Annotated in this window: 16 protein-coding genes; 12 read left to right on the forward strand and 4 right to left on the reverse strand. The window is 66.3% G+C overall.

Going from position 1 to position 22,505, the window contains the following annotated elements; translation table 11 throughout:
• Positions 1–41: 41 nt before the first annotated feature.
• Positions 42–1,106: a PdxA family dehydrogenase gene (locus tag EJP67_RS17195; RefSeq protein ID WP_126022943.1), complete on the reverse strand. Its 1,065-nt coding sequence runs from the start codon at positions 1,104–1,106 to the stop codon at positions 42–44.
• 68 nt (positions 1,107–1,174) lie between these two features.
• Positions 1,175–2,155, reverse strand: coding sequence for a Bug family tripartite tricarboxylate transporter substrate binding protein (locus EJP67_RS17200; RefSeq protein WP_126022944.1), 981 nt, complete (start codon positions 2,153–2,155; stop codon positions 1,175–1,177).
• Between the two features lie 93 nt (positions 2,156–2,248).
• On the opposite strand from EJP67_RS17200, the gene EJP67_RS17205 reads away from it, so the two are divergent.
• From EJP67_RS17205 to xylB, 11 genes are all read left to right on the forward strand, one after another.
• Positions 2,249–3,178, forward strand: coding sequence for a LysR family transcriptional regulator (locus EJP67_RS17205; RefSeq protein ID WP_206169516.1), 930 nt, complete (start codon positions 2,249–2,251; stop codon positions 3,176–3,178).
• A 180-nt stretch (positions 3,179–3,358) separates the two neighbouring features.
• Positions 3,359–4,669, forward strand: coding sequence for an ABC transporter substrate-binding protein (locus EJP67_RS17210; RefSeq protein WP_019654469.1), 1,311 nt, complete (start codon positions 3,359–3,361; stop codon positions 4,667–4,669).
• A gap of 118 nt (positions 4,670–4,787) precedes the next feature.
• A complete protein-coding gene (locus tag EJP67_RS17215) occupies positions 4,788–5,645 on the forward strand; it encodes a carbohydrate ABC transporter permease (protein WP_126022945.1) in 858 nt (285 codons plus the stop codon).
• Positions 5,646–5,658: 13 nt separating this feature from the next.
• Positions 5,659–6,495, forward strand: coding sequence for a carbohydrate ABC transporter permease (locus EJP67_RS17220; protein WP_126022946.1), 837 nt, complete (start codon positions 5,659–5,661; stop codon positions 6,493–6,495).
• 119 nt (positions 6,496–6,614) lie between these two features.
• Positions 6,615–7,655, forward strand: coding sequence for an ABC transporter ATP-binding protein (locus EJP67_RS17225; protein WP_126022947.1), 1,041 nt, complete (start codon positions 6,615–6,617; stop codon positions 7,653–7,655).
• Positions 7,656–7,743: 88 nt separating this feature from the next.
• Positions 7,744–9,135, forward strand: a complete 1,392-nt coding sequence (gene dalD, locus EJP67_RS17230; protein WP_126023240.1) for a D-arabinitol 4-dehydrogenase — start codon at positions 7,744–7,746, stop codon at positions 9,133–9,135.
• Entirely contained in the window at positions 9,132–9,920 is a 789-nt protein-coding gene (locus EJP67_RS17235) for an L-iditol 2-dehydrogenase (protein ID WP_126022948.1), read from the forward strand. The genes dalD and EJP67_RS17235 overlap by 4 nt, the downstream gene beginning before the upstream one ends.
• A gap of 7 nt (positions 9,921–9,927) precedes the next feature.
• Positions 9,928–10,602 carry a transaldolase family protein gene (locus EJP67_RS17240; protein WP_126022949.1) on the forward strand — a complete coding sequence of 225 codons (675 nt, stop codon included), beginning with the start codon at positions 9,928–9,930 and terminating at the stop codon, positions 10,600–10,602.
• A 21-nt stretch (positions 10,603–10,623) separates the two neighbouring features.
• The gene (locus tag EJP67_RS17245; RefSeq protein ID WP_126022950.1) at positions 10,624–11,598 is read left to right on the forward strand and encodes a carbohydrate kinase family protein; all 975 of its coding nucleotides are present in this window, start codon (positions 10,624–10,626) and stop codon (positions 11,596–11,598) included.
• A 14-nt stretch (positions 11,599–11,612) separates the two neighbouring features.
• Complete coding sequence (locus EJP67_RS17250; RefSeq protein WP_019654461.1) at positions 11,613–12,557, forward strand: AraC family transcriptional regulator; 945 nt, start codon at positions 11,613–11,615, stop codon at positions 12,555–12,557.
• 175 nt (positions 12,558–12,732) lie between these two features.
• Positions 12,733–14,199, forward strand: coding sequence for a xylulokinase (xylB, locus tag EJP67_RS17255; protein ID WP_126022951.1), 1,467 nt, complete (start codon positions 12,733–12,735; stop codon positions 14,197–14,199).
• A 160-nt stretch (positions 14,200–14,359) separates the two neighbouring features.
• On the opposite strand, the gene groL is transcribed toward xylB, so the two are convergent.
• Together groL and EJP67_RS17265 are read right to left on the reverse strand one after the other, a co-directional pair.
• Positions 14,360–16,012: a chaperonin GroEL gene (gene groL, locus EJP67_RS17260; protein WP_126022952.1), complete on the reverse strand. Its 1,653-nt coding sequence runs from the start codon at positions 16,010–16,012 to the stop codon at positions 14,360–14,362.
• 31 nt (positions 16,013–16,043) lie between these two features.
• Positions 16,044–16,334: a co-chaperone GroES gene (locus EJP67_RS17265; protein ID WP_007835162.1), complete on the reverse strand. Its 291-nt coding sequence runs from the start codon at positions 16,332–16,334 to the stop codon at positions 16,044–16,046.
• A 1,026-nt stretch (positions 16,335–17,360) separates the two neighbouring features.
• Here EJP67_RS17265 and EJP67_RS17270 point away from each other — a divergent pair.
• The gene (locus EJP67_RS17270) at positions 17,361–22,463 is read left to right on the forward strand and encodes a HEAT repeat domain-containing protein (protein WP_126022953.1); all 5,103 of its coding nucleotides are present in this window, start codon (positions 17,361–17,363) and stop codon (positions 22,461–22,463) included.
• The last annotated feature ends 42 nt before the right edge of the window (positions 22,464–22,505 follow it).

Consider the following 22,505-nt stretch of genomic DNA (forward strand, 5'->3'; position numbering starts at 1 on the left):
GCAAGCGGCCCTTTTCTTTTTGCCTTGCTTCGTGCGATGCGTCAGGCCGCCACCGCCTGTGCCTGCTCGCGCACGGGCGCGCCGCTGGCCATGCGCACGCACAGGTCGAATGCCTGCTGCAGCCCCTCGATCTTCGCGATGCCCTTGCCCGCGATGTCGAATGCGCTGCCGCTGGCCGAGGTGGCCACCGGCACCGGCAGGCCGCCGTGCAGCGTCACGCCCTGCTCGAAGCCCATGAGCTTCATCGCGATCTGGCCCTGGTCGTGGTACATCGACACCACAGCATCCACGTCGCCGCGCCGCGCACCGATGAACACCGTGTCGGGCGAGAAGGGGCCGCGCGCATCGAGGCCCTCGGCGCGCAGTTGCTCGATGGCGGGCGCGATGATCTCGATCTCCTCCATGCCGATGGAGCCGCCGTCGCCCGCGTGCGGGTTGAGCCCGGTCACCGCGATGCGCGGATGCGCCACGCCCGCGCGCCGCAAGGCGCTGGCGATGATCTTCACCGCGTCGCTCACGCCCTGCACCGTGATGTGGCTGGCCACGTCCTTCAGCGGGATGTGCGAGGTCACGCGCGATGTCCACAGCGAGCCCGTGAGGTTGAACTCGCAGACGAAGCCTTCCACCGCGAAGCGCTCCTGCATGTAGCGCAGCTCGTCCTCGTGCACCAGGCCGCCCAGGCGCAGCGAATGCTTGTTGAGCGGCGCGAAGAGGATGCCTTCGGCCTGTTCGCGCCGAACCGCCAGCGTGGCCAGTTCCAGCGCCTCGAACGAGGCCAGGCCCGAGCGTTCGTTCGACTCGCCGAGCACCGGCTCGCGACCCTCCATCCAGTCCATGGCGAGGAGGGTGGGGCGCCCGTCCTCGAAGCGCACTGCATCGAGGCTGTCGACCCGCAGCGGGTTCAGCTTTTCGCCCGCGATGCGCTCGCCGGACGCGAGCACGACCGGGTCGGCGATCAGCAGCACGCGCGCGGCGCCGAGATTGCGCTGCCGCGCGAGCAGCTTCACCGCCATCTCGGGGCCGATGCCGCTCGGGTCGCCGAGCAGCACGGCGATGCGCGGCTTGGCGGAAGTCGTGCCTGAAGTCTTGGGGGAGGGAAGAGACATGGTGTCGGTCGGATACGGTTGAAGGGCAGGGAGAAAAGAGAAGGAATCAGGAGAAGGAGCCGGCCGCCTCATTCGGCCTTGATGTTGGCGTCGCGCACGAGCTGGCCGTAGTGGTCGAACTCCTGCCGGTTCATCGCCGCGAAGGGTTCGCCGGTCAGGCCACCGGGCTCGCCGCCCAGCGCCTTGATGCGCGCCTGCACGTCGGCCAGCTTCAAGGTGCGCGAGAGCTCGGCGCTCAGCCGCTCCACCGCGGGGCGCGGCGTGCCGGCCGTGACGTAGAGGCCATACCAGGTGGACACGTCGGCGCCCTTGATGCCCTGCTCGGCCAGCGTGGGCACGTCGGGCAGCTCGGGCGAGCGCTGCGGCGCGCTCACTGCGAGTGCGCGGAACTTGCCGGCCTTGATCTGGCCCATGGCCGAGGAGGTGCTGTCGAACATCATGTCGACCTCGCCCGCGATGATGTCGACGTGCGCCTGCGAGCTGCCCTTGTAGGGCACGTGGATCGACTTCATTCCCGTCGCCAGGTTGAAGGCCTCGCCGCCCACGTGCTGCGTGCTGCCGATGCCGGAAGAGGCGTACTTGAAGCCGCCGGGCTTCGCGGCCATGGCCGCCACCAGGTCCTTCACCGACCTGTAGGGCGAATTGGCGGACACGACCAGCACGTTGGGCATCACGGCGACCAGGCCCACGGGCTGCAGGTCTTTCAGCGGGTCGTACTTGAGCTTGAGGATGTGCGGTGCCACCGCCTGTGCCGTGTTGGTGGCCAGCAGCAGCGTGGCGCCATCTGCCGGCGCTCGGGCCGTGAGCTCGCCCGCGATGGTGTTGGAGGCGCCCGGCCGGTTCTCGACCACCACGGGCTGCTTGAGCGCGGGCGAGAACTTGTCGGCCAGCACGCGCGCCAGGATGTCGGTGCCGCCGCCGGGGGAGGCGCCGACCATGATGCGCATCGGCTTGTCGGGATAGGCCGGCTGCTGTGCGCCGGCTGGCGCCGCCGTGAGCAGCATGGTGGCCGCCAACCCTGCCGCGCGGGCGAGAAAAGAGGGCTTCATCGGGTCTGTCTCCTGCTTGTAGTGGGGCTAGCGTACGGAGCATCGTCCGCGCGATCCAATCGAAAAAGCCTGCGGATCCATATACTTTTGTGCATGACCCAAGGCCCCTCCGACGCCTCGCTGATGCTCCTCGTGCGGCCGCGCCAGCTGCTCCTGCTGGCCCGGCTCGACACCCATCGCCACCTCGGCCGGGCGGCCGAAGCTATGAATATCAGCCAGCCGGCGGCCACCAAGCTGCTGCAGCAGCTGGAGGATTCGCTCGGCGAAAAGCTCTTCGAGCGCCTGGCGCGCGGCATGGAGCCCACGCCCTACGGCGAGATCCTGATCCGCTACGCCCGCCGCGTGCTCAGCGATTTCGGCACCGCCCGCGAGGAGATGCTGGCCCTGCGCTCGGGCCTCAGCGGCGCACTGCGCGTGGGCAGCGTGCCGGGCGCGGTGCCGCAGCTGCTGGCGCCGGCGCTGGTGGAATACCACCGCCGGCACCCGCAGGTGGCGGTGTCGATCGTCGTCGAGACCAGCGACGTGATCCAGGCGCAGCTGGAGCAGGGCGACGTCGATTTCGTGCTGGGCCGCCTCACCGACGGCCACGACGAGGCGAAGTACGCGAGCGTGCCGCTCCTGGGCGAGTCGCAGGTGGTGGTGGTGCGCGCGGCCCACCCGGTGTTCGAGCGCGGCAACGTCACGCTGGCCGAGATGGCGGGCTGGTCTTGGGTGCTGCAGCCGCCGGGCTCGCCGCAGCGCGGGCGCTTCGAGGCGGCGATGCGCGAGGCGGGCATACGGGAGCGGCTGGACATCATCGAAACGGCATCGCCCATCGCCATCACCGCCTTGCTGGAGAACTCCGACATGGCGGCCGTGATGCCCGCCTCGCAGGCCGGCCACTACGCCCGTCTCGGCGTGCTGCGCGTGGTGCCGGTGGAGCTGCCGGTGCGCGTGCCGCCGATCTGCCTGATCACCCGCACCGACCGGGCGCTGTCGCCCGCGGCGGCGCAGCTGCGGCGCCAGCTGCTGGGCGGAGCCTGAAGCCTTTGTGCTGCTGTTTTCCATGCTGTATTGCGTTAACTAGGGAATTCACTAGCCAACTGGTGCATGAAAGTACTGGTGATGGCGGCGGCAGTACCAAAACCGAAGGCGTGCTTCTCCAGAATTCGCGGCACGGCGACCCGACAGGAACAGGGCGTCGCTCACCTCTAGGAGACAAATATGAAGCGTTTTCTGAAAGCGGGCCTCGTCCTCGCACTCATCGGTACGGGCGTCGTCTCGCAGGCCGCCACCGAGCTCGTGATCGCGACCGTGAACAACGGCCACATGATCGAGATGCAGAAGCTCACCCCCTTCTTCGAGAAGGCCAACCCCGACATCAAGCTCAAGTGGGTCACGCTGGAAGAAGGCACGCTGCGCCAGCGCGTGACCACCGACATCGCCACCAAGGGCGGCCAGTTCGACGTGATGACCATCGGCCTGTACGAGACGCCGATCTGGTCGAAGAAAGGCTGGCTCAAGCCCATCGCCACCGACGCCGCCTACGACGTGGACGACCTGCTGCCCGCCATCCGCGACGGCCTGTCGAACGAGGGCAAGCTCTACGCAGCGCCCTTCTACGGCGAGAGCTCCATGCTCATGTACCGCAAGGACCTGGCCGACAAGGTGGGCGTGAAGTTCCCCGAGCAGCCCACCTGGGCGCAGGTGAAGGAGTTCGCCGACAAGGCCAACGATCCGAAGGCGGGCGTGTACGGCATGTGCCTGCGCGGCAAGCCGGGCTGGGGCGACAACATGGCCTTCCTGACCACGCTGGTCAACACCAACGGCGGCCAGTGGTTCGACATGCAGTGGAAGCCGCAGATCGACACCAAGCCCTGGAAGGACGCGATCACCTTCTACGTCGACCTGATGAAGAAGGACGGCCCTCCGGGCGCCTCGGCCAACAGTTTCAACGAGAACCTCGCGCTCTTCAACGAAGGCAAGTGCGCGGCCTGGGTGGACGCGACCATCGCGGCCTCTTTCATCAGCGACCCGAAGCAGTCGAAGGTGGCCGACAAGGTGGCCTTCGCGCAGGCGCCCACCGCCGCCACGCCCAAGGGCGCCAACTGGCTGTGGTCGTGGAACCTCGCCATCCCGGCCAGCTCGACCAAGGACGAGGCGGCGCAGAAGTTCATCAAGTGGGCCACGTCGAAGGACTACATCGCCCTCGTGGCCAAGGAAACCGGCTGGGCCTCGGTGCCGACCGGCACGCGCAAGTCGACGTATGCGAACCCCGAGTTCCAGAAGGTCGCCAAGTTCGCCGCGGCCGAGAAGAAGGCGATCGACAGCGCGAACCTGACGGACAGCACGCTGCCGAAGTCGCCGTACGTGGGGGTGCAGTACGCGGCCATTCCGGAGTTCCAGGCGATCGGCGTGGCGGTGGGGCAGCAGATGAGCGCGGCGCTGTCGGGCAAGGTCACGGTCGACCAGGCGCTGAAGACTTCGCAGACGGCGGCGGAGCGCGAGATGAAGAAGGCGGGGTATTACAAGTAAACCCCCAGGCTTCGCGCACTTCGTGTCGCTACGCCAACCCCCTTGCAGGGGGCACTGCCAGCGGACCGGCAAAGCCGGATCCGCGGCAGTCCTGACCTAACTCCCAGGGACTCGAAAAATGAAAAGACTCCTGCCACGCGCCCTCATGGCGCCCGCCGTGCTCACGCTCTTCCTCTGGATGATCGTGCCGCTGGTGATGACGTTGTACTTCTCGTTCGTGAACTACAACCTCATGCAGCCCGGCGAGCGCACCTTCGCGGGCATCGAGAACTTTCACTACTTCATCACCGACCCCGACTTCTGGCCGGCCACGTGGAACACGCTGCTGCTGATCGGCAGCGTGATCGTCATCACGGTGGTGCTGGGCGTGCTGCTCGCGCTGCTGGTGAACGAGCCCTTCCCGGGGCGCGGCATCGTGCGGGTGCTGCTGATCTCGCCCTTCTTCGTCATGCCCGCTGTCAACGCGCTGCTGTGGAAGCACATGATGATGAACCCCATCTACGGCATCCTGGCCGACGTGTGGCGCGCCTTCGGCGCCGAGCCTGTCGACTGGCTCACCGACGTGCCGCTGCTGTCGGTGATCATCATGGTGGCCTGGCAGTGGCTGCCTTTTGCCTGCCTGATCTTCATCACCTCGCTGCAGTCGCTCGACCGCGAGCAGATGGAGGCCGCGCGCATGGACGGCGCGAGCGCCGTCCAGCGCTTCTTCTATCTCACCATCCCGCACCTCGCGCGCCCCATGGCGGTGGTGATCATGATCGAGATGATCTTCCTGCTCAGCGTGTTCGCCGAGATCGCCATCACCACCAACGGCGGCCCGGGCAACGAGAGCACGAACATGACCTACATGATCTTCAAGCAGTCGCTCATGAACTTCGACGTGGGCGTGGCTTCGGCGGGTGCGCTCTTCGCGGTGGTGCTGGCCAACATCGTGGCCGTGTTCCTGATCCGCATCATCGGCAAGAACCTCGACTGAGGGGGCGCACACCATGCAACAGACACAAGCTCCCAGCAACTTCCTGCCACAGCTGCTGCGCACCGTCGGCGCGTGGGCCGTCGCGCTGCTGCTGTTCTTTCCGCTCGGCTGGCTGTTCCTCACGGCCTTCAAGACGGAGCTGCAGGCGATCCATGTACCGCCGCTCTTCATTTTCGAGCCCACGCTCGACAACTTCGGCGAGGTGCAGCGCCGCAGCGACTACCTGCTGTACGCGCGCAACTCGCTCATCACGAGTCTCGGCTCGACCATCCTGGGCCTGCTGATCGCGGCGCCGGCCGCGTACTCGATGGCCTTCTTCCGCACGAAGAAGACGCGCGACATCCTGATGTGGATGCTCTCCACCAAGATGATGCCGGCCGTGGGCGCGCTGGTGCCGATCTACGTGATCGCGCAGACCGCGGGCCTCTTGGATTCGCTCACCGCGCTGACCATCGTGTTCACGCTGTCGAACCTGCCGATCATGGTGTGGATGCTCTACAGCGCCTTCAAGGACATCCCGCCCGAGATCCTGGAGGCCGCGCGCATGGACGGCGCCAGCCTCTGGACCGAGTTCCGCCATGTGGTGATGCCGCTGTCGGTGGGCGGGCTCGCATCCACCGGCCTGCTGTGCCTGGTGCTGAGCTGGAACGAGGCCTTCTGGGCGCTCAACCTCAGCTCGGCCAAGGCCGGCACGCTGGCCACGCTCATCGCCTCCTACTCCAGCCCCGAGGGCCTGTTCTGGGCCAAGCTGTCGGCCGCCTCGCTGATGGCCATCGCGCCCATCGTGGTGTTCGGCTGGTTCAGCCAGAAACAACTAGTCCAGGGCCTGACCTTCGGCGCCGTGAAATGAACACCCCCAGTCTTCGCGCACTGCGTGTCGCTTCGCCAACCCCCTCGAGGGGGCGCCGCGCGCTTGCGAACAACGTCGGCGCATCGCTCGCCTGCTGGCAAAACATCAAGGAGTCGTGAATGGCCTACCTCGAACTCAAGAACATCAAGAAGAGCTTTGGTGAAGTCAACATCATCAAGGGCGTCGACCTGCAGATCCAGAAGGGCGAGTTCATCGTCTTCGTCGGGCCCTCGGGGTGCGGCAAGTCGACGCTGCTGCGGCTGATCGCGGGGCTGGAGCCGATCACCAGCGGCAACCTGCTGCTGGACGGCAAGGACATCACCTGGGCACCCTCGGGCAAGCGCGACCTCGCGATGGTGTTCCAGAGCTACGCGCTCTATCCGCACATGAGCGTGTACGACAACATGTCCTTCGCGCTCAAGCTGGCGGGCGTCTCCAAGAGCGAGATCAAGACGAAGGTGGAGTACGCGGCGAAGACGCTGAACCTCACGCAGTACCTCGACCGCACGCCCAAGGACCTCTCCGGCGGGCAGCGCCAGCGCGTGGCCATCGGCCGCGCCATCGTGCGGGCGCCGAAGGTGTTCCTGTTCGACGAGCCGCTTTCGAACCTCGACGCCGCACTGCGCGGCAACACGCGCGTGGAGATCCACAAGCTGCACCGCGCGCTGGGCGCGACCACCATCTACGTGACGCACGACCAGGTCGAGGCCATGACGCTGGCCGACCGCGTGGTGGTGCTGAAGGACGGGCTGATCGAGCAGGTCGGCACGCCGCTGGAGCTGTACGACCGCCCGGCCAACCAGTTCGTGGCGCAGTTCATCGGCATGCCGTCGATGAACATGGTGGCGGCGAACGCCATTCCTTCCTTTTCCGCAGCCACCGGCGGGCGCCTGCCGGCAGACGGCTTCCTGGGCGTGCGCCCCGAGGGGTTGCGCGTGCATCCGAAGCAGGGTGCGCCAGTGTCCGACGTGCTGGGCCGCGTCGAGCTGGTCGAGGCGCTGGGTGCCGACACGCTCATCCACGTCGACGTGGGCGGCGTGCCGCTGATCGCGCGGCAGAACGACCGCACGCCGCTGCAGGCCGGCGACGACGTGGCCGTGGAGCTCGATCCGTCGGTGCTGCATCTCTTCAACCGCGAGGGCCGCTCGGTCGCCGCGTGACCTGACCCATCTACTCCTGTCCACCGTCTTTTCAACGGACCTTCTCGTGACCATTGCGCAAACTCCACCGGCTCTTTCCGAGTTCACGGTGCTCCATCTCGGCCTGGGCTCGTTCCACCGCGCCCACCAGGCCGTGTACCTGCAGCGGCTGATCGACGCGGGCGACACCCGCTGGTCGCTCTCGGGCGCCAACATCCGGCCGGACATGGCCGAGGTCGTCGCGGCGCTCGAAGCCCAGGGCGGGCGCTACACGCTCGAAACCGTCTCGCCGGCGGGCGAGTACCGCTACGAAGAGATCGGCGCCATCCGCGAGGTGCTGCCCTGGGAGCGTTCGCTGGCGGGCGTGATCGCGCGCGGCGCGGCGCCTTCGACGCGCATCGTCTCGTTCACCGTGACCGAGGCCGGCTACTACCTCGACGACAAGGGCAAGCTCGATCTCTCCTTCAGCGACCTCGCGGCCGACGTGGAGCGCGCACGGCGCGGCGAGACGGGTGGCGACGGCGTGACCATCTACGGCGCCGTCTGCGCCATCCTGCGTGCGCGCAAGGCCGCGAACGCGGGCCCGCTGACGCTGCTGAACTGCGACAACCTGCGCCACAACGGCGACCGCTTCCGCGCCGGCCTGCTGGAGTTCATCGGCCTGGCGGGCGATGCCGACCTGTTGGCCTGGGTGAACGCGAACACCCGCTGCCCCAACGCCATGGTCGACCGCATCACGCCGCGCCCGCCGCCCGAGTTGCGCGCGCGCGTGAAGGCCGCCACCGGACGCGACGACGCAGCCGCCATCACCGGCGAGAGCTTCATCCAGTGGGTGATCGAAGACGACTTCGTGGCCGGCCGCCCCGACTGGGGCCGCGTGGGCGTGGAGCTGGTCGAGTCGGTGCAGCCGTACGAAGAAGCCAAGATCCGCATCCTCAACGCCACTCACAGCTGCGTGGCCTGGGCGGGCACACTGATCGGGCTGGGCTTCATCCACGAAGGCACGCACGATGCGGCCATCCGCAAGATGGCCTTCAATTACGTCACGGACGACGTCAATCCCTGCCTGAGCCCCAGCCCCATCGACCTTGCGGCCTACCGCGACGTGGTGCTCGACCGCTTCGGCAACCCGGCCATCCGCGACACCAACCAGCGCGTGGCGGCGGACGGCTTCTCGAAGATCCCGGGTTTCATCGCGCCGACGGTGCGCGAGCGCCTCGCGGCCGGCCAGCCCATCGAGAGCGTGGCGATGCTGCCCGCGCTGTTCCTGGCCTTCCTGCAGCGCTGGCACAAGGGCGCGCTGCCCTACGCCTACCAGGACCAGGGCATGGACGAGGCCGTGGCGCACGCGATCTGCGACGCTGCCGACCCTGTGGTCGCGCTGTGTTCCGACGTGGGGCTGTGGGGCAACATCGCGGGCGATGCGCGGCTGATCGATGCCGTGCGCCGCGCGGGAGAACGCGTCGCGCGCTTCGTGCAGGCCGCGGGGCACAAGCCATGAGCGGCAGGCTGCAGGGCAGGCACGTGCTGCTGACCGGCGCGGGCGGCGGCATCGGCCTGGCCGTGGCCGCGGCCTGCATCGCCGAAGGTGCGCGCTGCACGGTGATCGACCGTGCGCCCGCCGCACCCGAGGCCGTGCGCGCGCTGCAGCAGGGCCACCCCGACAGCCTGGCCTACATCGCGGCCGACGTGACCGACACGCAGGCCATCGCGCACATGCTGGCCGAGGCGCAGGTGGCCTTCGGGCCGGTCCACACGCTGTTCAACAACGCGGCGGTGTTCGACCTCGCGCCGCTGCTCGACAGCGACGAGGCTTCGTTCGACCGGCTGTTCGCGGTCAACGTGAAGGGCATGTTCTTCGTGATGCAGGCGGTGCTGCGCCACATGGTGGAGGCCGGCACGCAGGGCGCGTCGGTCATCAACATGGCCTCGCAGGCCGGGCGCCGCGGCGAGGCGCTGGTGTCGCACTACTGCGCGACCAAGGCGGCCGTCATCAGCTACACCCAGAGCGCCGCGCTGGCCATGGCGCCGCACGGCATCCGCGTCAACGGCATCGCTCCCGGTGTGGTCGACACGCCGATGTGGGACCATGTGGACAGCCTGTTCGCCAAGGCCGAAGGACTGCAGCCCGGAGAGAAGAAGCGGCAGGTCGGCCTGGCGGTGCCGCTCGGACGCATGGGCGTGCCGGACGACATCGCGGGGGCGGCGGTGTTCCTCGCCAGCGACGAGGCGCGCTACATCACGGCGCAGACCCTCAATGTCGACGGCGGCAACGTCATGAGCTGAAGACCCGATGAACCAAGACTTCCACCTGTACCTCGACAGCGCCGACATGGCCGAGCTGCAGGCCTGCCTGCCGCACCCGGTGGTGCACGGCGTGACGACCAACCCCACGCTGCTCAGGCGCGCCGGCATCGGCCGCGCCGACGTGCCCGGCCTGCTGCGCCGCTGCATCGAGCTGGGCGCGCGGCAGGTGCAGGCGCAGGTGTATTCGCAGGACGCCGACGGCATGCTGGAGGACGCGCGGGCGCTGCTCGCGCACTTCGCGCCGGGCCAGCTGGTGGTGAAGATCCCGGCCACGCGCCAGGGCTTCGCGGCCGGCGCGCGGCTCATCGAACAGGGTGTGCCCGTTACCTGGACTGCGGTTTACGCGCCCGAGCAGGCCCACTTCGCGGCGCAGCTGGGCGCCGCCTATGCCGCGCCCTACCTCGGCCGCCTGGAAGACTCCGGCGCCGACGGGCTGGGGCTGATCGCGCAGATGCAGGCGCTGGTCGCGCAGCGGCCCGCGTCGGGCACGCGGCTGCTGGTGGCGAGCATCCGCTCGCGCGAGGCGTATCTTTCGCTGCTGAAGATCGGCGTGGGCGCCATCACCATTCCGCCGCGCCTGTTTTCCGAATTGCTCGATCATCCCGCCACGCTGGCCGCGGAAAGCGGCTTCCTCGCCGACGCGCGCGACCTGCCGGCCTGACCGCGCCAGAATCCAGACACCATGCGCATTGCACTCACGGGCGAAGCCCTCATCGATTTCACCGCCAGCGAGGCTGGCACCCTGGCGTTCCTCGGGCACGAGGGCGGTTCGCCGCTCAACACGGCCGTGGCCTGTGCGCGGCTGGGCCAGCCGACGGGCTTTCTCACGCAGCTCTCGACCGACCTGTTCGGCGAGCGGCTGATGGGCTTCCTGCAGCGCAACGGCGTGGACACCAGCTTCATCCTGCGCAGCGGCGCGCCTTCGACGCTGGCCTTCGTCGAGCGCACGCCACAGACCAACCGCTACGCCTTCTATACGCAAGGCAGCGCCGACGCCACCTGGGCGCCCGAGCCGCTGCCGCAGCTGCCGGCGGAGTGCCGCTTCCTGCATTTCGGCTCGATCTCGCTGCTGCAGGACCCGGCCGCCACGTGCATCGCCGACCTGGTCGCGGCGAACCGCGGGCAGCGCGTGATCGTGTTCGACCCGAACGTGCGGCCCAGCCTCATCACCGACATGGCTGCCTATCGCGAGCGCGTGAACGGCTGGTTCGGCATGGCCGACCTGGTCAAGCTCAGCGACGAGGACGCCGCGCTGCTCGCGCCCGGCCAGCCGGTCGATGCGCTGGCCGCCCAGTGCCTGAAGGCCGGCGCTCGCGCCGTGATCGTCACGCGCGGCGGCGACGGCGCGACGCTCTGGCGCACCGGCCATGCGCCGCTGAGCGTGGCGGCGCCGCGCGTGACCGTGGTCGACACCATCGGCGCGGGCGACACCTTCACGGCAGGGCTGTCGGTGGCGCTGCTCTCGCACGGCATCGAGCAGCCCGGGCAGCTCGACGCGCTGACCGACGACGACTGGAAGGGCGTGATGGGCTTCGCCGCCACCGCCGCCGCCCTCAACTGCACCCGCGAGGGTGCCGATCCACCGACGCTGGAGGCGGTTCACGCCGCGCTGGCGAAGGCACAAAATACCGCTGTTGCTGCTGCTTCCCGGCCCTGAGCCGTGCTGCCATCATGACGACGTCCACCCGCAAGCGCTCGATTCCCCGCCAGCGCCAGCCCGAACTGGAGCGCGACTTCGCGCGGTCCCCCTCGCTGGGCTACGAAGCCCCCGAAGAAACCGGCCTGGTGCGCTGCCTCGCGCACGGCTTCCCGAGCCCGCTGGTGCGATGGCACTTCCATGAGGACTACGAGCTTCACCTGATCACCGAGACATCGGGCAAGGCCTTCATCGGCGACTGGATCGGGCCCTTCCAGCCGGGGCACCTGGTGCTGTGCGGGCCGCGGCTGCCGCACAACTGGATCTCGCTCGACGTGCCCGAGGGCGGTGCGGCCGGGCGCGACCGCGTGATCCAGTTCCGCCACGAGCCCATCGAGCATGCGGCGCAGCAGATTCCCGAGCTGCGCGAGGTGATGCAGCTGCTGGAGCGGGCGCGCCACGGCATCGAGTTCTTCGGCATGTCGCAGCAGGCGCAGTCGCACTGGGACCGCATCAAGGCCGCGCGCGGCGTGCGCCGCCTGGGCCTGTTCCTCGACTTCATGGCCGACCTGGCGCAATGCACCGATTACCGGCTGCTGTCGAGCGTGCAGATGCAGGGCGCGCAGGGCGCCGACGGCGACGCGCAGGTCGACCAGATCAACGGCATCGTCAACCGCATCACCAACAACATGGCCGAGCCGATCTCGATGTCGGACGTGGCGGCCGAACTGGGCATGAGCGAGAGCCGCTTCAGCCGTTTCTTCAGGCGCTCCACCGGCAACAGCTTCACCGACTTCGTCAACCGCGTGCGCATCAACAGCGCCTGCCACCTGCTGATGCAGACCGACCACTACGTGACCGACATCTGCTACCAGGTGGGCTTCAACAACGTGGCGAACTTCAACCGGCGCTTTCTCGAGATCAAGGGCATGACGCCGAGCGAATTCCGCAAGCAGGCCGACACGCGCTTCGGGGTATGAGGTTCGCCGCCAGGCTGCGCGCACTCCGCGTCGCTTCGCCAACCTCCTCGCCGGGGCTACGCCTGAGGCCCGGCAAAGCCGGTTCCTCGGTGTTCCTTGAAAGGAAAGCGAGCTCTTCGTACATCCGCCGCGCGAAAGCACGGCTAGTCTGAACAAATCAAATAAGGGGCTCATCTTGTATCTGGGACTCGACCTCGGCACGTCCGAGCTCAAGGCGCTCTTGCTCGCCGACGACCATCGCATCGTGGGCGTGGCCCGCGCGCCGCTCACGGTCGAACGGCCGCAGCCGTTGTGGTCGGAACAGGCGCCGCGGCAGTGGTGGCAGGCGCTCGAAGAAGTGATGCGTGCGCTCGGCAAGTCGCACCCCGAAGAACTCGCGGCGGTGCGCGCCATCGGCCTTTCGGGCCAGATGCACGGTGCCACGCTGATCGACGAAGCGGGCGAGGTGCTGCGCCCCGCGATCCTGTGGAACGATGGCCGCAGCGGTGCGCAGTGCGAAGCGCTCGCGCGCGCCGTGCCCAGGCTCGGCGAGATCGCGGGCAACCTCGCGATGCCGGGTTTCACCGCGCCCAAGCTGCTGTGGGTGCGCGAGCACGAGCCCGAGATCTTCAGCCGCGTCGCCCGCGTGCTGCTGCCGAAGGACTGGCTGCGCTTCATGCTCAGCGGCGAGGCCGTCAGCGAGATGTCGGATGCGGCGGGCACGTTGTGGCTCGACGTGGGCGCGCGCGACTGGTCCGACGAGCTGCTCGCTGCCACGGGGCTGACGCGTGCCCACATGCCGAGGCTGGTCGAGGGCAGCGAGGTGTCGGCGCAGCTCAAGCCCGAACTGGCCGGGCGATGGGGCTTGCCCGATGGCGTCAAGATCGCCGGCGGTGCCGGTGACAACGCGGCGAGCGCGGTCGGCATGGGGCTGGTCGAGCCGGGGCAGGGCTTCGTGTCGCTAGGCACGTCGGGCGTGGTGTTCGTGTCGACCGACCGCTTCCTGCCGAACCCCGCACAGGCGATGCACGCCTTCTGCCACGCGCTGCCGAAGCGCTGGCACCAGATGTCGGTGATGCTCTCGGCCGCCAGCGCGGTGAGCTGGGCCGCCAAGACTTTCAGGTTTGCCGACGAGGCGGCGCTGCTCGAAGCTGCCGCAAGCGTTGCGCTGTCGCAGCGCGAACGCTGCCCGCTGTTCCTTCCGTACCTGTCGGGCGAGCGCTCGCCGCACAACAACCCCAACGCGCAGGGCGTGCTCTTCGGGCTCACGCATGCGCACGGGCCGGCGGAGATCGCCTATGCCGTGGTCGAGGGCGTGAGCTTCGGCCTGCGCGACGGCTTCGACACCCTGCGGCTGCCGCAAGACATGCCGATGCGCGAGATGGCGCTGGTCGGCGGCGGCGCGCGCAGTGTGTGGTGGGGGCAGTTGCTGGCCGACATCTTCCAGGTTCCGCTCACGCTCTATGCGGGCAGCGAGGCTGGTGGGGCGCTGGGCGCGGCGCGGCTGGCCTGGCTGGCGGATGGGGGCGAGGTGGCAGAGGTGTGCACGCTGCCGGCAGTGAAGCAGAAGCTGGTTCCCTCGACCGATGGAGCCGATGTCCGCAGGACGAGGCATACGCGCTTCCAGGCGCTCTACAAGGCGGTGCAGGCGCAATTCCAGTAGCAGAGCAATCACGACCGCCCATGAAAAAAGCCCGGCGCAAGCCGGGCTTTTTTCATTTCGCGAGACACCGCGGATCCGGCTCTGCCGGTCCGCAGGTGTCGCCCCCGGTAGGGGGGAGGCGTAGCGGACACGAAGTGCCGCGCAGCCTGGGGGCGAGCAATTACATGCCCATGCCGCCCATGCCACCCATGCCACCCATGTCGGGCATGCCGCCGCCGGCAGGAGCGTCGTCCTTCGGAGCGTCAGCCACCATGGCTTCGGTCGTCAGCAGCAGCGAGGACACCGAAGCGGCGTTCTGCAGTGCGGTGCGGGTGACCTTCGTCGGGTCCAGGATGCCCAGCTCGAGCATGTCGCCGTACGTGTCGTTGGCGGCATTGAAGCCGTAGTTGCCCTTGCCGGCCAGAACCGCGTTCACCACCACCGAGGCTTCGCCGCCGGCGTTGTTCACGATTTCGCGCAGGGGAGCTTCGATGGCCTTCAGCACCAGCTTGATGCCGGCGTCTTGATCAGCGTTGTCGCCCTTGACCTTGTCGCCCACGGCTTGCTTGGCACGCAGCAGAGCCACGCCGCCACCAGCCACGACACCTTCTTCCACTGCAGCGCGGGTGGCGTGCAGGGCGTCTTCGACGCGAGCCTTCTTTTCCTTCATTTCGACTTCGGTGGCAGCGCCGACCTTGATCACGGCAACACCGCCGGCCAGCTTGGCCACGCGCTCTTGCAGCTTTTCACGGTCGTAGTCGCTGGTGGCTTCCTCGATCTGCACGCGGATCTGCTTCACGCGGGCTTCGATGTCCGGAGCAGCGCCCGAGCCGTCGATGATGATCGTGTTTTCCTTGCCCACTTCGATGCGCTTGGCCTGGCCCAGGTCGGCCAGGGTCACCTTCTCGAGGGTCAGGCCCACTTCTTCGGCGATGACCTTGCCGCCCGTCAGGATGGCGATGTCTTCCAGCATGGCCTTGCGGCGGTCGCCGAAGCCGGGAGCCTTGACGGCCACGACCTTCAGGATGCCGCGGATGGTGTTCACCACCAGCGTAGCCAGGGCTTCGCCTTCGACTTCTTCAGCGATGATCAGCAGCGGACGGCCTGCCTTGGCGACTTGCTCCAGCGTGGGCAGCAGGTCACGGATGTTGCTGATCTTCTTGTCGAACAGCAGGACGAACGGGTTGTCCAGGATCGCCGATTGCTTCTCGGGGTTGTTGATGAAGTAGGGCGACAGGTAGCCGCGGTCGAACTGCATGCCTTCGACGACGTCGAGTTCGCTGTCCAGCGACTTGCCGTCTTCCACGGTGATCACGCCTTCCTTGCCGACCTTGTCCATCGCGTCGGCGATGATCTTGCCGATGGTTTCGTCGCTGTTGGCCGAGATCGAGCCGACTTGAGCGATTTCCTTCGACGTGGTGGTGGGCTTCGAAGCCTTCTTCAGCTCTTCGACCAGGGCAGCAACTGCCTTGTCGATGCCGCGCTTCAGGTCCATCGGGTTGATGCCGGCGGCCACGTACTTGAAGCCTTCGCGAACGATGGCTTGAGCCAGCACGGTCGCGGTGGTGGTGCCGTCACCGGCGTTGTCGCTGGTCTTGGAGGCCACTTCCTTCACGAGTTGGGCGCCCATGTTCTGGAGTTTGTCCTTCAGTTCGATTTCCTTGGCGACGGACACGCCGTCCTTCGTGACGGTGGGGGCGCCGAACGAGCGCTCGAGCACCACGTTGCGGCCCTTGGGGCCCAGGGTCACCTTGACTGCGTTGGCCAGGATGTTCACACCCTCGACCATGCGTGCGCGGGCTTCGCCGCCGAAGACTACGTCTTTTGCTGCCATGTCTAATTACTCCGAATGGGGATCTGTTGAATTACTTCTCGACGACCGCGAACAGGTCGTCTTCCTTCATGACGAGCAGCTCGTCGCCGCCGACCTTGACGGTCTGGCCGCTGTACTTGCCGAACAGGACGCGGTCGCCGACCTTCACGGTCAGAGCTGCCAGTTCGCCCTTGTCGTTGCGCTTGCCCGGGCCCACGGCCAGGACTTCACCCTGATCGGGCTTCTCGGCGGCTGCGTCGGGGATCACGATGCCCGATGCGGTCTTGGTTTCGCTGTCAACACGCTTGACGATCACGCGATCGGCCAAAGGACGAAGTTTCATTGCATCTCCTGGATGTATGGATAAGAAACGGGTTTGTGGTCGGGCGCCGGACCGGAGGCCGGCAGCCCATCAGCTGGAAGCGAGGGCTGTTAGCACTCGTCAGCAGCGAGTGCTAATCATAAGGGCAATCGACGACGTTTCAAGGCTGGACGGCCGCTGGCGCCAGTTCCGCAGTCAGGAAACCCGAAAGCGCACGGCCGTGCTCTTTCTGTCGCCGATGCGGCAGGAGGTGGCTTCGGGAGGCCCGGGAGGGGCGGGTGTCGGTTCTCAGCTAACTCAGAACTCTTCTCAGCTAACTCGGAACTGCACGACCGTACTTTTTCGAGGGGCTGCTGCTGCTACAGGTGGCGAGGACGCCACTGAACGTTGATGGAATGCTGCGCGATCGCCAATCTTTAATCAAATTTTACCCGGATAAAAATTAATACGGAGCGCTGAACCAGCAGAATGATTGCCTTGGGATAGGGCGGAGCTTCTCGGCGGTCGTCAAGCTTCGGGCCCACTTTCCGCTTCAGACTGGCTGCAGTCGTTCAGATTTAGCCAGTGAATGACCGTCGCTGCCGAACCCCGACGTTTATCGCTTGCGGAGTCGCTATGTGACAGGGCTATGAGGACATCGCGCGCACGTCATTAGCCCTGTTCGTCTGTTTCGGTTTGACCCAAGCGCGGCATCGCACTGCGTGGAACTTTCAATCCATACAGATCTTGGCGACCATCACTCCGCCCGGCAAGGACAAACCTCAGGCCGTGATGACAAGGCGCGTCCGGGACTTCCATGTCGCGAAGGACGACCGGTACTGTCTTGCGATTGATGATGGGGCCGGACGGCCGGTCGTCTTGCTGCCTGTGTTCTGCGCCGCCGTGTCTCTATCTCGCCGCCGCCGCGATGTACGTGGGTGACGATGGCCGCTGCGTTTGCGACCGAAACAAGGCTGCGGCGGCTGCCTCGAAATGCGCGATGACGGCAGAACGACTGGGAGACAGGCTAATCTATGGGGAGCAGGAGATGTACGCAGAGAGGACGTGATGTCGGGGGGAATCAGCGCGATCAAGGGGTTCGACTACCAGGCTGCGGTGACCCTGGAGTTCTTGTTCGAGCATTTCGAGAGCGACTTCGAAGGGTTCGTGAGGCCCGAGGGCGTCGATGACCTGGTTCTGTACAGGTCCTTCGCGTCCGGGACGGACCAGCGATTTGTACAGATCAAGAAACCGACGGAGAGCCGGGACGGGGTGCCAAGGCCCTGCGCCTGGACGACGGCAGACGCGATTCGAGAGTTGATGCCGGCAGCGTGGAGGAATCTGCTCGGGACCTCAGATCGTCAGGTCTGGGTGCTCGGGGACGCGGCAGATGCGGAGCTCGATGCACTGATTCATGCCGGACAGGACGCGCCAGCGTGTGCCAAGGCGGCATTCTGGCAGACCGTTCAGGCGCTTGCGCACAACGAACTTGTTCGCGCCGGCGCGAACAAGGACGCCCTGCCAACGTGGTCGCCGCGGTCCCGCACAACGCTGTACGCGAACATGCCCAATGAGGGGGCGGCGCAGTACCTCCACGACGCCTTTGAAAAGCAGGCGAAACAGATTGGCCTGGCACAGGCGTTCGTCGATCTGCATGCGAGCGCCATCCGGACGGTTGCCGCGGCCCTGCCAGAAGTCCTCTCGCGAATCAGCTTGAGAAGCGCGTACGGTTCGGAGGCGGAAGTCGGTGAGCGGGTTCGCGCGAGACTGGTTCTCGAGCACGGCCTTGCCCCCGAGGTGGTCGAGAAGACACTCTTTCTCAACCTCAGAGGCTTCATCAACGAGATCGCCAAGCAGCACGGAAAGACTTTCTCACGCAGTGATTTCGAGGCGGAGCTGCGTTGCGTCTGGCCACAGATGATTCCGATAAGGGTCCCGCCGGCACTGGAGGCACACCATGTGCCGCGCCCTGACATCACCGTCCCGCTGGTCCATGCGCGGGGCATTACCGAGGTCATCGGGATATCTGGCTCGGGAAAGACATCGCTCGCCGCCGAAGTCATCACCCAGGCGCGCCAGCTTGCCGGGGACCGGGAGGTCTTCTATGCCGAGGTGCGACAGCACGTCTCCCTGCGCGATGTCCTGGTGGGCGTGGCGTTCCATTTGCGGCGCAAGGGATTCCAGGCGCCGTTTCGAGTGGCGACGGATGCCACGCTCTCTGAGGAGAACATGATCGCGAGCCTGTGCGAGGTTCTCGCGGGGATCGGAATCGACGCCATGCTGCTGCTCGATTTCGTGGAAGGACACTGCAGCTACGCCTTTGCGAGTCAGATCGCTAAGTTCGTCCAAGCTCTGCCTGCGGGGGCAGTCGCGATCACGATCTTCGCCCAGGAAGGCGTTCTGCGGCTGATGAGCCCCGCTGAGCGCGAGGAAAAGGGCGTGACGCTGCTGAACGTGCGCGGCTTGACCTCCAGGGAGTTCCTGCAGCTTGTGGCGCATTGGCACCCTGACCCCGACAGGGCGCTGGTGCACCGCGTTTTTCAGCGGGTCACTGCTGGCAGGCAAGCCGGGTTGTTTGCGGCTCGTGCGCGGGCATTGGCGCGCGCGCCTTCGCTCGATGCGATGTACAACATCGCCTCCCAGCCTGCGCACGCAGTTCTCCCGGTTGTGGAGCGTATGCGGTTCGCGACCATCTCCGATCCCGCCCGATCGGCGGCCGAGAAGCTCGTGTGTTTCGCGTTGCCGTTTAGCCGCGGCGAGGCAGCGCAGGTATTCCGCGATCATCATGTCGGCGTTGCCATCCAGGAGATGCTGGAACTCGGGTTGCTGCGCTCCCAGTCCATGGATCTCTTGGAGATGCACGAGACCGTCCGCGCGGGCTTGGAGGAGGGGATGGCCCTCGGATTGCGGGAAGCCACGCACATCGAGTTGGCCAACTGGTATCGGCTACAGGGTGTCGTCACGGCAGAGGTTCTTCACCTCGAAAAGGCCGGGCGGTTCGCACAAGCCGCCGAGAGGGCCCGCAACGCCTTCTTGCAGGGCGGGCAATGGGGCGAACTCGCCAACTTCGTGGTGGCCCGAAAGCTCGTGTCGCCGGAGGAGGTCATTGCCACGGTCGCGGATGTGGGAAAGAAAGTCGACCGTCTCTTCATTCTGCCCGGGATCCTGCAGGACCTCGGGCTGGCATCCGTTGAGTCGCTGGTCGGCGTGCTCGCGCGCAACCCCGGGCGCTTCGCTTCCGACCATGCCTGGGGCAGTGCCATCGTCGAAACGATCCTGAAGTTCGATCCGTCCAGACTCCATGCGCTGGTCGAACAGGCGTTGCGGCTGCCGAATGCCGATACTGGAGAGTTCTCCGCTCTGGGTGTCCTGACCGGCGGAATGCGTCGCGCGCGGACAGAGCTGCCGCCGGCCACACTGTCGCTGTTCGATGCGCAGACGCCGCAAGTCCAGCGCGAAATGCTGCCGATGCTGGTACAAGACAAGCGCAGGGGCGTCCTGCAGCGGGTGCTGCGCGTTTACGTCGACGATGTACTTGAGGCGCCGCGAAACGGGCGCAAGCAATCCCCGCGGAGCCTATATCTTCGCTTGGACACACACCAGGAGGTGATCGAGTTTCTGGCGGCCTTTCCCATGGCCGACTCGGGGGCGATGCTTGCAGCGAAGTCTGCGCTGCTGGGACCGCTGGTCGATCTGGTTTCGTCGCTGAGCGCAGCCCTGAGGCCTGCCTGCGTGGCACTTCTTGGCGAAGCGGACAACGAGCCGCACGTGTTGATCAATGCGTTTCGGATTCTTTGCTTCCTCGCCGACGAGCGAGCGCCTGCGCTTTGTGAGGCCCTGATCCTGAAAAAGCCGTCGCTGGCCGCTTTGAGTACTCTGATCCCGGCGCTGCTCCCTGCCTTTTGTGACCCCGAGGTCTACGAAGCCCGTCTCCTGGACAACGGGCTGGGCGCGGATGATCGTCTCGTGGCCCTTGGCGCGCTGTCCACGCTGGGCGTGGATCTGGGGCCCGTCCATGCCCGGTTCAGGCGCAGCCAGAGTTTCTCCGACAGGCCGGATGCTGCGGATCCTTGGGATATGCTCTTCCTTCTTGAGTGCGCGAGATCTCCCTTCAAAGAAGGCATCGAGATTCTGAAGCAGCGGCTTGCTGCCTCAGACGGTTCGAGCGAAGGCGACGTGTTGTCTCCGGGCCTGCTGTGGCAGCTTGGCGAGTTGCCGGGGCCGGAGTCCACCTCGTTGCTCCTGTGGGCGCTTGATCACAAGGACGTGCAGATCCGGCGGATGGCCGCCGCAGCTTTGCAGAGGCGTCGCACGCGTGTGGCACTGCCGTCGCTTGTTCGCCGCTTTCGATCGGAAGACGATCATGTGGTCGCATTGCTCCTGGCGGTGGCGATCGTGGCATCCGGCGCACGGCAGGTGTCGGCGCTTGATCATCCTGACCGCTCGGGCCCGGAGTTCATGCTGTGGCGCTGCATCCTGGCGATGAGGCTCGGAGATCCGAGCGCGGCGGACATACTCGTCAGGCTGGCGATTGACCCTGCCCAAGGCTGGCAGATTCGGCGCGTTGCCATCCTTGCGGCGGGACGGCTGCCCTATGAACTGGCGCTGCGGCATGTCCATGAATCGCTGCGGAGCAACGGTACAACGATCCTCGGGATCGATCGCAGCGTGAACTTGATTTGCCACGTCGTGATGATCGATCTCTTGAAGCGCCATGGCGCGATCGTTCGGGAGATGTTTCTCTATGGTCGGCAGCGTTTCGTCGATTTCTTTGCACCTGTCTTTGATTCAAGGTGGCAGGATGCCATCTTTCCCGAAGGCATCCCGTCCGGTGAGAACGCGGCCGGCTGGCTGTTCGACCGCCTGGCGCACCATGATTGGGGGCGCCGTCCGGAAGCGGTGCTCACGGTGATTGACGAACTGCACTTTCCGTTGCTGCGCACGGACACCATCCGTTCCCTGCGTTTGCAGGGGAAGGTCGAACTGATCGTCCAGGCGCTTGAGCAGTCGGATTGCGAGTGGTTCGCGGTCAAATGCATCAGGGAGGTCGCCATGGCCAAGGGGCCAGGCCCCGAGACAGATGCATTCTTGACCTCGCTGGTCGAGCGATCCGCCTTCGGGCAGAGCGTCTATGTCGGCAGGTTGATTTCCCGACTATCACAGCGCGAGGATCGCAGCACCGCACCAGTGGAGTCGAGCGCACGGCCGCCAAACGCGCACCGGCCGCGTGTCGAGGTCGCGCAACTGACCTTCGATGAGGTCTCCCGGTTGCTGGTCCGGGGGGAAGTTGATCCGCCGCTTCCGGCCGAGTTCATCCTCGCGGCCCTCTCGGCCGCGCAGCACGAGGAACTCGAGCGTCTGCTGAACCCGGCCAGAGATCCCGACTACGGCGTCTCAGAGTTCCGTCCCGTCGTCAGCTTCACGTCTGGCGGTCATGTCGTCACTGAAGAGCGCACCAGCTACAGCGGCGAACCTGCGTGCCGCCCGAGGCTGCGGGCTGCACTGGCAGCTGCGAATCGCTTCGGGCGAGAGGTGGGTTGGCACGGCCGCCTGTTGGGAGAAACTTATGCCTCAGCGTATCGCCGGAGTGTGCTGGAGTTTCTCGGCTGGCAAGGCGATGCGGAGAGGTTTTACGAGGAAATCTTCAAGCACCCCGACACGCTGGGCACGGCGCTGTGCAATGTGCAGCACGCCGCCTTGGTCGGCGATCTCATTGACGCTCGTATCGTCCCGCTTCTCGATCGCTACATCACCTCCGGAACCAGGGAGTTCTTCGAAGGCATGTGCTCTCTGGCCAGCCGCGTAACGACGCCTGAGATCGACAGGGTGCTGTCTAGGCTGCTGCATCGTTGGACCCAGGAACTGACCGTCCCGCCGGAGCAGGCCATGCCCGAAACCAGCCATTTCCTGTGGCGCGGCTTTCGCCTGCTCTCGACGCATCCGCGCTTCATGCACATAGCGACATGGCATGCGCAGGTGACCTCAGTGCTCAATGCCGATCTCGCGTGGTGGAACAGGCAGGACGTGGTGATGGTGCTCGCGAGAGACCCGCGTTCCTACATCCAACTGGAATGCCTGCTTTTCAATGCCGCGGATTTCGAGCATTTTCCCGAGAGCGAACTGGAGCGACTGGACGTAGTCTGCAAACGCCTGTTCGAGGAACTCGAGTAGTCGACGCCACCTCGAGGTTGAGCGCGGGAAAGAGATGGATGG

Origin of the sequence: Variovorax guangxiensis, from assembly GCF_003952165.1 — a bacterium.
GTDB classification, from domain to species: Bacteria; Pseudomonadota; Gammaproteobacteria; order Burkholderiales; family Burkholderiaceae_C; genus Variovorax; species Variovorax guangxiensis.